A 15,061-nucleotide genomic window follows, 5' to 3' on the forward strand; every position below is an offset into this window, starting at 1 on the left:
CCGTAGCGTGCGGACAGTGCTGGCGTGCTCGGCGAGGCGTTTTCAGTGGGGTGACTGAGTGGACAACGAGGAAAAGCTTCTCGAGTACCTCAAACGAGCGACCGCCGATCTCCGCGAGGCTCGCAGGCGGTTGCGAGAGGCCCAGGAGAAGGACTTCGAGCCGATCGCCGTGGTCGGTATGAGCTGCCGTTACGGGGGAGCGGTCCGCTCACCGGAGGACCTGTGGCAGCTGGTCGCGCAGGGCCGTCACGACCTCGCCGGTTTCCCCACCGACCGCGGCTGGGACCTCGACGCCATCTACGACCCCGAACCCGGTGTGCCCGGCAAGACCTACACGCGGTCGGGTTCCTTCCTCAGTGACGCGGCCGAGTTCGACGCCGGGTTCTTCGGCATCTCCCCGCGCGAGGCGCTGGCGATGGACCCCCAGCAGCGGCAGCTGCTGGAGGCGTCCTGGGAGGCGTTCGAGCGGGCGGGCATCGACCCACTGTCCCTGCGCGGCAGCCGCACCGGCGTGTACTTCGGCGTGATGTACCAGGACTACGCGCTGCGGCTGCGCTCGGTGCCCGAGGACGTCAGCGGCTACATGGGCAACGGCACCTCCGGCAGCGTGGCCTCCGGGCGGGTCGCCTACGTGCTCGGTCTGGAGGGGCCCGCGGTCAGCGTGGACACGGCCTGCTCCTCCTCGCTGGTCGCGGTGCACTCGGCGGTGCAGGCCCTGCGCCAGGGCGAGTGCACGCTGGCACTGGCCGGTGGGGTCGCGATCATGTCGATCCCGGAGACCTTCATCGACTTCAGCCGCCAGCGCGGGCTGTCCGCCGACGGGCTGTGCAAGTCCTTCGCGGCCGCCGCCGACGGCACCGGCTGGGGCGAGGGCGTTGGCCTGCTGGTGCTGGAGAAGCTCTCCGACGCGCGGCGCAACGGGCACGAGGTGCTGGCGGTGGTGCGCGGGTCGGCGATCAACCAGGACGGGGCCTCGAACGGTCTCACCGCCCCGAACGGTCCCTCCCAGCAGCGGGTGATCCAGCAGGCGCTGGCCAACGCGCGACTGACCGCGAACCAGGTGGACGTGGTCGAGGCGCACGGGACCGGGACCACGCTGGGGGATCCGATCGAGGCGCAGGCCCTGCTGGCGACCTACGGCCAGGACCGCGCCGAGCCGCTGCTGCTCGGGTCGATCAAGTCCAACCTGGGCCACACCCAGTCCGCCGCCGGGGTGGCCGGCGTGATCAAGATGATCATGGCCATGCGGCACGGCCTCGCGCCGAAGACCCTGCACGTTGACGAGCCGACCCCGCACGTGGACTGGACCTCCGGTGCGGTGCGGCTGCTCACCGAGCCGGTGCCCTGGCCCGAGTCCGACCACCCGCGCCGGGCCGCCGTGTCCTCGTTCGGCATCAGCGGCACCAACGCACACCTCGTGCTCGAACAGGGACCGGCCGCCGAAGAGTCCGAAGTGGACGAACCGGTTGTCACGACCCCCGTGGTGCCTTGGGTCCTGTCCGGCAAGACCCCGCAGGCGCTGGCCGCCCAGGCGGAGCGACTGCGCGGGTTCCTGGCCCAGCGGGCGGACCTGCGGCCCCTGGACCTGGCCTACTCACTGGCCACCACTCGGGCCGCACTGGAGCACCGTGCGTTCGTGGTCGGGGCCGATCGTGACGAACTGGTGGCAGGACTGGAAAAACTGGCCGTCACCGAGGTCGTCGAGGGCCGGCTGGCGGTGCTGTTCACCGGGCAGGGCGCGCAGCGCGCGGGCATGGGCCGCGAGCTGTACGCCGCGTTCCCGGCCTTCGCCACGGCCTTCGACGAGGTGTGCGCCCAGTTCGAGCTGCCCATCCGGGAGATCGTCTTCAACGACGAGTCGGGCCTGCTCAACCAGACCATGTTCACCCAGGCCGCCCTGTTCGCGGTCGAGGTCGCGCTGTTCCGGCTGGTCCAGTCCTGGGGCCTCACCCCGGACTTCGTTGCCGGGCACTCGATCGGCGAGCTGGCCGCCGCGCACGTGGCCGGGGTGCTGTCCCTGGCCGACGCGGCGAGGCTGGTCACCGCTCGCGGTCGGCTCATGCAGGACCTGCCGCCCGGCGGGGCGATGGTCGCCGTGCGGGCCACCGAGCAGGAGGTCACCCCGCACCTCACCGAGCGGGTGGGCATCGCGGCGATCAACGGGCCGGACTCCGTTGTGGTGTCCGGGGATGAGGACGCCGTCGAGGCCGTGGTCGCGCACTTCGCGGACCGCAAGACCCGCAGGCTGACCGTCTCGCACGCGTTCCACTCCCCGCGCATGGACCCGATGCTCGAGGCATTCGGTGAACTCGCCGCCGAGCTGACCTACTCCTCGCCGAGGATTCCGGTGGTCTCCAACGTGACCGGCGCGCTGGCCGGTCCTGAGCTGTGCACCCCCGAGTACTGGGTTCGGCACGTGCGCGAGGCGGTGCGGTTCGGCGAGTCCGTGCGCTGCCTGACCGCCGAGGGCGTGACGACCTTCCTGGAGCTGGGCCCGGACGCGGTGCTGTCCGCGATGGGCCAGGACTCGGTGGACCCGGACTCGGTCGCGCTCGTGTCGGCCCTGCGCAAGGAACGCCCCGAGGTCGAAACGCTGACCACGGCGATCAGTCGGTTGCACCAGCGCGGGGTTGCCGTGGACTGGGCGGAGTTCTTCGCCGGGCGCGGCGCGGCCCGCCTCGACCTGCCCACGTATGCGTTCCAGCACAAGCGGTACTGGCTGGACGAGGCGGAACTGGACCCCGGCCTGACCTCGACCGACCACCCGCTGCTGGGTGCTGCCGTGGAACTGCCCGAGTCCGAGGGCGTGGTCTTCCTGGGACGGCTCTCCGCGGACACCCAGCCCTGGCTGGCCGACCACGTCATCTCCGGCACGACCCTGTTGCCCGGCACCGCCTTCGTCGAGCTGGCGATCCGCGCCGGTGACCACGTGGCCTGCCCCGTGCTGGAAGAACTGACACTGGAGTCGCCATTGGTACTGGCGTCTCACGGCCAGGTGCGGCTCCAGGTCGCGGTCGGGGGGCCGGACAACACCGGCCGCCGACCCGTGTCGGTGCACTCCCGCGCCGGGGACGAGCCGTGGACCAGGCACGCCAGCGGGCTGCTCGGCGCCGGGGACTCGGCGCCACCGGCCGACCTGGGCACGTGGCCGCCGGAGGGTGCGACCGCGGTGCCGGTCGAGCACTGGTACGACACGCTTGCCGGGCAGGGGTACGGCTACGGCCCGGCGTTCCAGGGGCTGCGGGCGGCCTGGCGCCGTGGCGAGGAGGTGTACGCCGAGGTGGTGCTGCCGGAGGAGGTCGAGCCCACCTCGTACGGCCTGCACCCCGCGCTGCTCGACGCCGCGTTGCACGCCGCGGGCCTGCTCAGCACCGAGGACGCCGTCACGCTGCCGTTCGCCTGGAAGAACGTTGCCCTGCACGCGGTTGGCGCCTCGGCACTGCGCGTGCGGCTGACCTCCGTCGGCGCCGACGGGGTGTCACTCGATCTGGCCGACGGCACGGGCGCCCCGGTCGCGACCGTCGAGTCGCTGGTGGCCCGGCCCATGGCGAGCGGCCAGCCGGTGGCCAGGGACGCGCTGTTCCGCGTGGTGTGGACCCCGCTGGCGACGGGCACTGGCCTTGCGGGCGGCCTGCGCGTGGAGACCGCCGGTGGCGGCGAGGTCGGCCCCGAGGTGCACCGCGTGTTGGCTCTGGTGCAGGACTGGTTGGCCGGTGAGGCCGACGAGACGCTGGTGATCGTCACCCGGTGCGCGACCGGCGAGGAGCTGACCGACCTGTCGGGCGCCGCGGTGTGCGGGCTCGTCCGGGCCGCGCAGGCGGAGAACCCGGGCCGGATCGTGCTGGTGGACCTGGACGAGGCAGGGGAGTTGCCCGCGGAGCTGCCCGCTGGCGAACCGGAGATCGCGGTCCGCGACGGCAAGGTGTTCGTGCCCCGCATGACCCGCGTCGCATCGCCCGCCGAGCCCTTGGCGTGGGATCCGGACGGCACCGTACTGGTCACTGGCGCCACGGGGGCCTTGGGGCGGCTCGTCGTCAGGCACCTGATCGACTCGGGGGTGCAGGACCTGCTGCTGGTCAGCCGCAGCGGAGGCGAGGTCGAGGGGCGTGCGGTCCTGGCCTGCGATGTCGCCGACCGCGAAGCGCTGCGAGCCGTCCTGGCTGAAAACTCAGTCAGTGCTGTCGTGCACACCGCGGGTGTCCTGGACGACGGGGTGATCGGCTCGCTCACCCCGGAACGCCTGGACGCGGTGTTGCGGCCCAAGGTGGATGCGGCCTGGAACCTGCACGAGTTGCTCGGTGACGTCGAACGATTCGTGCTGTTCTCCTCGGCTGCGGGCACGCTGGAACCGGCCGGGCAGGGCAACTACGCCGCCGCGAACGCGTACCTGGACGCGCTGGCCCAGTACCGGGTGGCGCGCGGGCTCCCGGCCGTCTCCCTGGGCTGGGGGCCATGGGCTGGCGGCGGCGGTATGGCGGCCACCCTGTCCGAGACCGACCTCCAGCGGATGAAACGTTTCGGGGTGGGTGCACTGTCCGATGAGGACGGTCTGGCCCTGTTCGATGCGGTGCTGGCACTCGACCACGCCGCCGTGCTGCCGATCCGGCTGAACCTGGCGGCACTGCGCAACCGGCCGGAGGGCGTGCCCGCCGTGCTGCGCGGCCTCGCCCCCGCGGCCAAGCGCCGCACCGCGAGCTCTGGGCAGGCCGCCAACGCGGTGCTGCCGCTGGCGGGCCTGCCCGCCGTCGAACAGGACCGGTACCTGCTCGACCTGGTCTGCGCGAACGTGGCCACGGTGCTCGGCCACGACAGCGCCGCGGCGATCGAGCCGCACCACCCGTTCACCGAGATCGGCTTCGACTCGCTGGCCGCCGTGGAACTGCGCAACCTGCTGGGCGCCGCCACCGGGCTGCGGCTGCCCGCGACCCTGATCTTCGACTATCCGACGCCCAGGGCCCTGGCGGCACACCTGCTCGAAACCCTGGTGCCCAAGGACAAGCCCGCGGCCGAGCTCGCCCGTGTGTCCGTTGTGGACGACGACCCGATCGCCATCGTGGCCATGGCCTGCCGCTACCCGGGCGGGGTGAGTTCGCCCGAGCAGCTGTGGGAGCTGGTGCACGCCGGGGTGGACGGCATCTCCCAGTTCCCGGACGACCGCGGCTGGGACGTGGCGGGCATCTACGACCCGGACCCCGAGGTGCCCGACCGGACCTACACCCGGGAAGGCGGCTTCCTGCACGAGGCGGCCGAGTTCGACCCGGAGTTCTTCGGCATCTCCCCGCGCGAGGCACTGGCCATGGACCCGCAGCAGCGCCTGCTGCTGGAGGTGGCCTGGGAGGCGTTCGAGCGGGCCGGGATCGACCCGGTCTCCGCAAGGGGCAGCCGGACCGGGGTGTTCGCCGGGGTCATGTACCACGACTACGGCAGCAAGCTGGGCCAGGTGCCCGCCGAGGTCGCGGGCTACCTCGGCAACGGCACGCTGGGCAGCGTGGTCTCCGGCCGGGTCGCCTACGCGCTGGGCCTGGAGGGACCGGCCGTCACCATCGACACGGCCTGCTCCTCCTCGTTGGTGGCACTGCACCTGGCCACGCAGGCCCTGCGCAATGGCGAGTGCGAGCTGGCCCTGGCCGGTGGGGTCACCGTGATGTCCACACCGGACACGTTCATCGACTTCAGCCGCCAGCGCGGGCTGTCCGCCGACGGCCGCTGCAAGGCCTTCGCTGGGGCCGCGGACGGCACCGGCTGGGCCGAGGGCGTTGGCCTGCTGCTGGTCGAGCGCCTGTCCGACGCGCGGCGCAACGGGCACGAGGTGCTGGCGGTGGTGCGCGGGTCGGCGATCAACCAGGACGGGGCCTCCAACGGTCTCACCGCCCCGAACGGTCCCTCCCAGCAGCGGGTGATCCGCCAGGCACTGGCCAGCGCGGGCCTCACACCGTCCGAAGTGGACGTCGTGGAGGCGCACGGCACCGGGACCAGGCTGGGCGACCCGATCGAGGCGCAGGCCCTGCTGGCGACCTACGGCCAGGACCGCGCCGAGCCGCTGCGACTGGGCGCGATCAAGTCCAACATCGGCCACACCCAGGCCGCGGCCGGGGTCGCCGGGGTGATCAAGATGGTCATGGCCATGCGCCACGGGGTGCTGCCCCGCACCCTGCACGTGGACGAGCCGACCCCGCACGTGGACTGGTCGGCGGGCGCGGTGCAACTGCTGACCGAGGCCCAGCCGTGGCCGGAGACCGGACGCCCGCGCCGAGCCGGGATCTCCTCGTTCGGCATCAGCGGCACCAACGCACACACGATCATCGAGCAGGGCAGCACCACCGAGCCCGCCCTGGTGCCCGCTGACGATGAGCTCGTCCCGGTGGTCGTGTCCGGCCGGACCGACACGGCACTACGTGCGCAGGCGGCCCGACTTGTGTCCTATGTGGACAGCGAGTCGGTCGGGGTGCTCGATGTCGCCCTCTCCGCGGCAACCACGCGTGCCGCCCTCGGCAAGCGGGCCGCCGTTTTGGCAGCAGACCGTGACGAGCTGCTCCGTGGGCTGCGCGCCCTGGCCGCCGGTGAGCCCGCTCCGGGACTGGTCACCGGCACCGCGGCGGACCGCCGCACCGCATTCCTGTTCACCGGGCAGGGCTCCCAGCGACTCGGCATGGGTGAGTCGCTACACGCGCACTTCCCGGTGTTCGCCGCCGCCTTCGACGAGCTGTGCGCGGAGTTCGACCAGCACCTGGACCGCCCGCTGAGCGAGGTGATCCGCGGTGAGTCCGCACTGCTGAACGAGACGGTGTTCACCCAGGCCGCGCTGTTCACCGTTGAGGTGGCGCTGTTCCGGCTCGTGACCTCCTGGGGTGTGAGGCCGGACTACCTCGCCGGGCACTCGATCGGTGAGCTGGCGGCGGCACACGTGGCCGGGGTCCTGTCCCTGCCCGACGCGGTCGCGCTCGTCGCCGCACGGGGCAGGCTGATGCAGGAGTTGCCCGCGGGCGGAGCGATGATCGCCGTGCAGGCCACCGAGTCCGAAGTAGCCGGTTGGCTGACCGGGCGGGTCGGCATCGCTGCGGTGAACGGGCCGAACTCCGTGGTGATCTCCGGTGACGAGCAGGCCGTGGTCGAGCTCGCGGGCCGACTCACCGCTGAGGGGCGCAAGGTCAGGCGGCTCACGGTGTCGCACGCGTTCCACTCACCGCGCATGGAGCCGATGCTCGCTGAGTTCGGGAAGATCGCCGCCACGCTGACCTACGCCGCGCCGACGATCCCGATCGTGTCGAACCTGACCGGCTCGCTGGCCGGGGACGAGCTGCGCACCCCGGAGTACTGGGTCCGCCACGTGCGTGAGGCCGTCCGGTTCTGTGACGGCATCCGGCATCTGGAAGGCCTTGGTGTCAGGACGTTCCTGGAGCTCGGGCCCGACGCGGTGCTGTCGGCGATGGGGCAGGAGTGCGTCACGGGCGAGGCGAGCTTCACCGCCGTGCTGCGGCGTGATCGCGAGGAACTTCGTGAGACCGTCACGGCCCTCGCCTCGGTGCACGCCCAGGGCGTACCCGTGGACTGGACCGCGTTCTTCGCCAACCGCGGTGCCCGGCGGGTCGCGCTGCCGACCTACGCCTTCCAGCGCAGCCGGTACTGGCTGGAGTCCGGCACGGCGCTGGGTGAGGCCACCGGGTTCGGCCTGGTCCCCGCGGAGCACCCGCTGCTCGGCGCCGCGGTGGAGCTGCCCGGCTCCGGTGGCGCGCTGCTGACCGGAAGGCTCTCGCTGCAAACCCAGTCCTGGCTGGCTGACCACGTCGTGATGGACGTGGTGTTGTTGCCCGGCACGGGCTTCGTCGAGCTGGCGATGCGCGCTGGCGAGCAGGTGGGCTGCTCGGTGCTGGAGGAACTGACCATCGAGTCTCCGCTGGTGTTCGCCGAGCGCGAGGCCGTGGCCGTGCAGGTGGCCGTGGGCGGCCCGGACGAGTCGGGGCGGCGGTCCCTGGAGATCTACTCGCGGGCGGCCGACACCGAGTGGACCCGGCACGCCTCCGGACTGCTGGCGGTTGGGCAGCCGGAGCCGTTCGACCTGGGTGTGTGGCCGCCGGAGGACGCCGTGGCGCTGCCCATGGACGAGGTCTACGACCGGCTCGCCGCACGTGGTTACGGCTACGGCCCGGTGTTCCAGGGTTTGCGGGCGGCGTGGCGGCGCGGTGAGGAGGTGTTCGCCGAGGTCTGCCTGCCTGAAGGTGTTGGCGCCGAACAGTTCGGCCTGCACCCGGCCCTGCTGGACGCGGCGTTCCACGCCGATCTGCTCGACGAGGAGGACACGCGCACCGTGCTGCCGTTCTCCTGGAACGGCGTCGCCCTGCACTCGGCGGGCGCCTCCTCGGTGCGGGTCCGCCTCTCGCCCAACGGTGAGGACACCGTGACCCTGGCCATGACCGACATGACCGGCGCCCCGGTGATCTCCGTGCGGGCACTGGTCGCCCGCGCCGTGTCCGCCGAGCAGCTCGGTGGCAACGACTCGCTGTTCCGCCTGGACTGGACACCGATCCATCCCGGTACGGTCGAAGCCCCAGCCGCGGTGGTGCTCGACGCGGAAGCACCCGATCTGACCACTGTGGACAGTTCTGAGGTGGCGGTCCTCGCGCTGCCCGTTGGTACCGGCGAGGTCCCCGACCTGACTCGCCGAACCGTGCGCGAGGTGCTGGACCTGCTGCGGGCTTGGCTGTCCCGCCCGGAGCTCGCCACCTCGACGCTGGTCATCGCCACGCACGGCGCCGTGTCCCTGGCCGGTGAGGACCTCCGCGACCTGCCTGCTGCCGCGGTGTGGGGACTCGTCCGTTCCGCGCAGGCCGAGCACCCGGGCCGGTTCGTGCTCGTGGACACCGACGACGTGTCCTCGGCCGCCGCCCTCGCGGCGCTGGGTGAGCCGGAACTGGCTGTGCGTCAAGGACAGGTGAGCGTGCCGCGACTGGTTCGCACCGGCTCGGACGCCGACTCGACCTGGGACCCGGACGGCACCGTGCTGATCACTGGCGGTACCGGCGCGCTCGGCGGGTTGGTGGCCAAGCACCTGGTCACCACGCACGGCGTGCGCAAGCTGGTGCTGGCCAGTCGGCGCGGCGGTGGCGAGCAGCTCAAGGTGGAGCTGACCGCGCTCGGCGCCGAGGTGACCGTGGCCGCCTGCGACACGGCTGATCGGCAGGCGGTCGCCTCGTTGTTGGCGCAACACTCGGTGCGCAGCGTCGTGCACGTCGCTGGTGTCGCCGACAACGCGGTGATCTCCGCGCTGACTCCGGAGCAGGTCGACGCGGTGTTGCGCCCCAAGGTGGACGCGGCGTGGCACCTGCACGAGCTGACCGCCGACCTGGAGCACTTCGTGTTGTTCTCGTCCTCCGCTGGCTTGCTCCTCGGTGCGGGGCAAGGCAACTACGCGGCGGCCAACGTGTTCCTCGACGCACTGGCACAGCACCGCCGAGCGCAGGGCCTGCCCGCCAGCTCGATGGCCTGGGGCCTCTGGGACGAGCGCGGCGGCATGGCCGGTGACCTGGACGAGGCCGCGCGGCAACGCCTCGCCAGGCTGGGCATGCCAGCGATCTCCGTGGACGAGGGTCTCGCGCTGTTCGACGCGGCGCTGGGCGCGGAAGCCGTGACCGCACCGATCCGCCTGGACCTGGCCGCGCTGCGGACGCGTCCCGACGGGGTTCCGGCCCTGCTGCGTGGCCTGGTCCGCGTGCCAGCGCGCAGGACGACCCCGGCCGGGGAAAGCCGCGAGCCCGTGGCGGTTCAGCTCGCCGCGATGTCCGATGTGGAGCGTGACCGGTTCCTGCTGGACCTGGTGCGCGGCCACGTCGCCGCCGTGCTCGGCTTCGCCGGGGCCGAGCAGGTGGAGCCGACCAGGGCGTTCCGGGAGATCGGTTTCGACTCCCTGGCCGCCGTGGAACTGCGCAACGCGCTCGGCACCGCCGTCGGCCTCAGGCTGCCCGCGACCCTGGTGTTCGACTACCCGGAACCCGTTGTGCTGGCGGGATTCCTCAAGTCCGAGCTCGTGCCCGAGCACGACGGGGTGGGCTCGGTGCTCGCGGAGTTCGAGCGGCTTGAGGCGGCGCTGGCGGCCGTGACCTCGCCCAACGGCGAGGGCGAGCGGATCACCGCCCGGCTGGAGGCACTGCTGCACGGCTGGCGGCAGGCGCATGGACCGTCCCCGGCCCAGGACGGGGACACCGACTACGGCTCGGCCACCGACGACGAGCTGTTCGACGTGCTGGACAACGAACTGGGCATCTCGTGACCAGCTACCGCAGTGAGATTGGGTGATCCGCGATGGCCGAGGACGACAAGCTCCGCGACTACCTCAAGCGCGCCACGGCTGACCTGAAGCAGACCCGCAGGCGGCTGCGCGAGGTCGAGGAGCAGGCGCGCGAGCCGATCGCGATCGTGGCGATGGCCTGCCGCTACCCCGGGGGCGTGCGCTCCCCGGAGGACCTGTGGCGGCTGGTGTGCGAGGGCGCCGACGTGGTCTCCAAGTTCCCGGAGGACCGGGGCTGGGACACCGACGCGATCTACCACCCCGAACCAGGGCAGCCCGGCAAGAGCTACACGCGCGAGGGCGGATTCCTCTACGAGGCGGGCGATTTCGACCCGACCTTCTTCGGCGTCTCGCCGCGTGAGGCACCCGTGATGGACCCGCAGCAGCGGCTGTTGCTGGAGACCTCCTGGGAGGCGCTGGAGCGCGCGGGCATCGAGCCCGGCACGCTCAAGGGAAGCCAGACCGGGGTGTTCTGCGGGGTCATGCACCATGACTACGTGGACAGCAGCTCGGGCGGCAGCATCGTGTCCGGTGGCGTCGCCTACTCGTTCGGGCTCGAAGGACCCGCGATCACCGTGGACACGGCCTGTTCCTCCTCGCTCGTGGCGCTGCACCTCGCGGCGCAGGCCTTGCGCAACGGGGACTGCACCTTGGCGTTGGCCGGTGGCGTGACCGTGCTGTCCACCCCGCAGCTGTTCATCGAGTTCAGCCGCCAGCGCGCGCTGTCCCGCGACGGCCGCTGCCGCTCGTTCTCCGCCGAGGCGGACGGGGCGGGCTGGTCGGAGGGGGCCGGAGTCCTTGTCGTGGAACGGTTGTCGGACGCCCAGCGCAACGGCCACCCCGTGCTGGCCGTGTTGCGCGGTTCGGCGGTCAACCAGGATGGCGCGTCCAACGGCATGACGGCGCCCAACGGACCGGCACAACGCCGAGTTATCCGCAAGGCCCTGGCCAACGCCCGGCTGTCGGCCGCGCAGGTGGACGTGGTCGAGGCGCACGGCACCGGCACCAAGCTGGGCGACCCGATCGAGGCGCAGGCCCTGCTGGCCACCTACGGCCAGGAGCGCGCCGACAACCGTCCACTGTGGCTCGGTTCCATCAAGTCCAACATGGGCCACCCACAGGCCTCGGCCGGTGTCGCCGGGGTCATCAAGATGGTCATGGCCATCCGCGCGGGCGTGCTGCCGAAGTCCTTGTACGCCAACGATCCCACGCCGAACGTCGACTGGTCGGCGGGCAACGTGCGGCTGCTGGCCGAGGCTCGGCCGTGGCCGGAGACCGGGCAGGCACGGCGCGCGGGCGTGTCCTCGTTCGGCATCAGCGGCACCAACGCCCACGTGATCGTCGAGCAGGCACCCGAGGCCGCGGAGCAGGAGCCCGGCGCGCCGCTGGCGATCACGCCGGTGGTCGTCTCGGCCCGCACGGACGAGGCACTGGCAGCACAGGCCAGAGTGCTGACGTCCTATGTGGAGGAACATCCGGAGATCGGCCTGAGCGACCTGGGCTACTCCCTGGCCAGTGGCCGCACCGCGTTCGAGCGCCGCGCCGTGGTGCTCGCCACCGAGCGGGACCACCTGCTCCGTGGTCTGGACACCCTGGCGACTGCCGGTGTCAGTCCGGACGTGCGAAGCGGTGCCACCGGCGAGGGGTTGCTCGGCTGCCTGTTCACCGGTCAGGGTGCGCAGCGCCCCAGGATGGGTCGCGAGTTGTACGAGGCGTTCCCGGTGTTCGCCGAGGCGTTCGACGCGGTGTGCGCGGAGTTCGAGCTGCCGCTGCGCGAAGTGATCTTCGACGGTTCGGAGTTGTTGGACCAGACGCAGTACACGCAGGCCGCGCTGTTCGCGGTTGAGGTGGCGCTGTTCCGGCTGGTCGAGTCCTGGGGTGTTGTGCCCGACTACCTCGCGGGTCACTCGATCGGCGAGCTGACCGCCGCCCACGTGGCTGGCGTGCTCACGCTCCAGGACGCGGCGCGGCTGGTCGGCGCGCGCGGTCGGCTCATGCAGGAGCTGTCGACCGGCGGTGCGATGGTCGCGCTCGAAGCGACCGAGCAGGAGGTGCTGCCGCTGCTCACCGAGCGGGTCAGCATCGCGGCGATCAACGGGCCGGATTCCGTTGTGCTGTCCGGTGACGACGAGGCCGTGACCGCCGTGACCGAGCAGTTCGGCGGGCGCAAGGTCAAGCGGCTCAAGGTGTCGCACGCGTTCCACTCGCCGCGCATGGACCCGATGCTGGCGGAGTTCGCCCGTGTCGCCGCCGAGCTGACCTACTCGGCCCCGGCGATCCCGCTGGTGTCGAACGTGACCGGATCGCTCGCGGGCGAGGAGATCCGCACCCCGGAGTACTGGGTCAGGCACGTCCGGGAGGCGGTCCGCTTCCACGAGGGCGTGACGGCACTGCGGTCGGCGGGGGTCCGGACCTTCCTGGAACTGGGACCGGACGGGGTGCTCACCGCGATGGCCCAGGCCCCCGACGCGGTACTCGTGTCCGCACTGCGCAAGGACCGCCCCGAAGTGCACTCGCTGCTCACCGCACTCGGTCAGGTGCACATCAGCGGTCGACAGGTCGACTGGTCCGCGATGTTTCCCGGAGCACGCCGGGTGGACCTGCCAACGTACGCCTTCCAACGCCAGCGATACTGGAACAGCGCCGAAGTCACCTCCGTCAACCCGGTCGACACCGCGTTCTGGCAGGCTGTGGAGCAGGAGGAGATCGAGTCGCTGGCGGGTGAGCTGGACGTTGACCCCGCGGCACTCGGACAGGTCCTGCCCGCGCTCTCCGCATGGCGGCAGCAACACCACGACAAGTCCGAAGTGGACAGGTGGCGGTACCGGATCAGCTGGCAGCCCGTCGCCGAGCCCGCCGTGGACGGCCTGTTCGGCAGCTGGCTGGTCCTCGTGCCGGAAGGTTCGCTGCGCACCGAGCCGGTGGCCTCGGTGATCGCCGGGCTGGCCGCGAACGGGGCCCAGGTCGTGCCGCTGGAGATCAGCGTGGTGGACCGGGCCCGGCTGGGTGAGCTGCTGCCCGACCAGCCGTTGGACGGAGTGCTGTCCCTGCTCGCCCTGGACGATCGCCCGCACCCGTTGCACCCCACGATGTCCTGCGGACAGGCGGACACGATCACCCTGGTGCAGGCCCTCGGCGACGCGGAGATCACGGCCCCGCTGTGGTGCGCCACGGTCCAGGCCGTCACCGAGGACGCGGCGGCCGACCCCACGCAGGCCGCCCTGTGGGCGATCGGCACCGTGCTCGGGCTCGACCACCCGCAGACCTGGGGCGGCATGGTCGACCTGCCGTCCACTGTGGACGAAATCGCCGTGCGCAGGCTCATCGCGGTGCTGGCAGGGACCGAGGGCGAGGACGCCTGCGCGATTCGCCCCCGCGGGATCCTCGCGCGCCGCATGGTCCGCGCGCCGCAGGGCAGCGGCTCGGCACAGCGGTGGCGCCCGCGTGGCACCGTGTTGGTCACTGGCGGGGTCGGGGCCATCGGCGGGTCGGTCGCACGCTGGCTGGCCGCGAACGGGGCCGAGCACCTCGTGCTGACGAGTCGTCGAGGGTCGTCCACTCCGGGAGCCGCGGAACTTGAGGCCGAACTGGCCGAGTTGGGTGCACGCGTGACGATCGCGGCCTGTGACGTCGCGGACCGTGAGGCGCTGGAACAACTCCTGGAGACCCTGCCCGATCTCACCGCCGTGCTGCACGCCGCCGGGGTGCGGCACGAGGAGGCCAAGCTCGCGGACAGCACGCTGCCCGACTTCGCCGAGGTCGGCCGCGCCAAGATCGCGGGCGCGGTGCACCTGGACGAACTGCTCGCCGACCGGGAACTGGACGCGTTCGTGCTGTTCTCCTCCGGTGCGGCGGCCTGGGGCAGCGGCGGCCAGGCGTCCTACGCCAGCCCCAACGGGTTCCTGGACGGGCTCGCGGCGCGCAGGCGGGCCCGTGGGCTGAAGGCGACCTCGATCGCTTGGGGCGCTTGGGGTGGCGGCGGCATGGCAGCCGAGGCCGACAGCGCGCAACTGGCTCGGATGGGCCTGCCCGCGATGCCGCCGAAGCTCGCGATCAGCGCTCTCCAGCAGGCCCTGGACCAGGACGAGGCGCACCTGGTGGTCGCCGACATCGACTGGACCCGGTTCGCCCCCGCGTACAGCCTCGCCCGGCCACGCCCGCTGCTGCGCGGATTGCCCGAGGTACAGGCGATCCTGGCCGAGGGCGAGGTCGAGCAGTCCACCGAGCTGGCGGACAAGCTCGCCACCATGTCGGAGTTCGACCAGACCCGCACCCTGCTCGAACTGGTGCAGACCCAGGTAGCCGGGGTGCTGGGCTACGACGGCGCTTCGGCGGTCGACCCGGGTCGTGCCTTCAAGGACCTGGGGTTCGACTCGCTGACCGCGGTGGAGCTGCGCAACGCGATCGGCTCGACCGCCGGGGTGCGGCTGCCCGCCACGCTGGTGTTCGACTACGCCAACCCCGCGGCGCTGGCCGAGCACCTGCGTGCGGAGCTGTGCCAGGGCGGCGGCGCGGCGGTGGACCCCGTGCTGGCCGAGTTGGACCGGCTGGAGGCGACCGTGGCCGCCCTGCCCGCCGAGGAGATCGAGCGCACCCGGATCACCTCGCGGTTGCAGGCGATCGTGGCTCGGCTGAAGGAGACCGTGAGCGGCGGGGCCGGTGCGGCCGTGGCCGACCAGTTGGAGGCCGCCTCGGCCGACGACGTCTTCGACTTCATCGACAAGGAACTGGGCATCGCCTGACCGGCTCGGCTTCCCTGGACACAACACACTGGCGAGG

Annotated in this window: 1 protein-coding gene and 1 pseudogene; both read left to right on the top strand. The window is 72.0% G+C overall.

Translation table 11 applies throughout. The features are described from left to right. Positions 1-58 precede the first annotated feature (58 nt). A pseudogene (locus KALB_RS07260) lies at positions 59-10,264 on the top strand (SDR family NAD(P)-dependent oxidoreductase); the annotation flags it as partial. A 32-nt stretch (positions 10,265-10,296) separates the two neighbouring features. Further along, entirely contained in the window at positions 10,297-15,024 is a 4,728-nt protein-coding gene (locus KALB_RS07265) for a type I polyketide synthase (RefSeq protein WP_025355061.1), read from the top strand. The last annotated feature ends 37 nt before the right edge of the window (positions 15,025-15,061 follow it).

It is taken from the genome of Kutzneria viridogrisea DSM 43870 (assembly GCF_000525635.1).
In the GTDB taxonomy this organism is placed as follows: domain Bacteria; phylum Actinomycetota; class Actinomycetes; order Mycobacteriales; family Pseudonocardiaceae; genus Kutzneria; species Kutzneria viridogrisea.

Coding starts and splice junctions, on each gene's coding strand:
- KALB_RS07265 (WP_025355061.1), top strand. CDS start 10,297: ATGGCCGAGGACGACAAGCTCCGCGACTACCTCAAGCGCGCCACGGCT.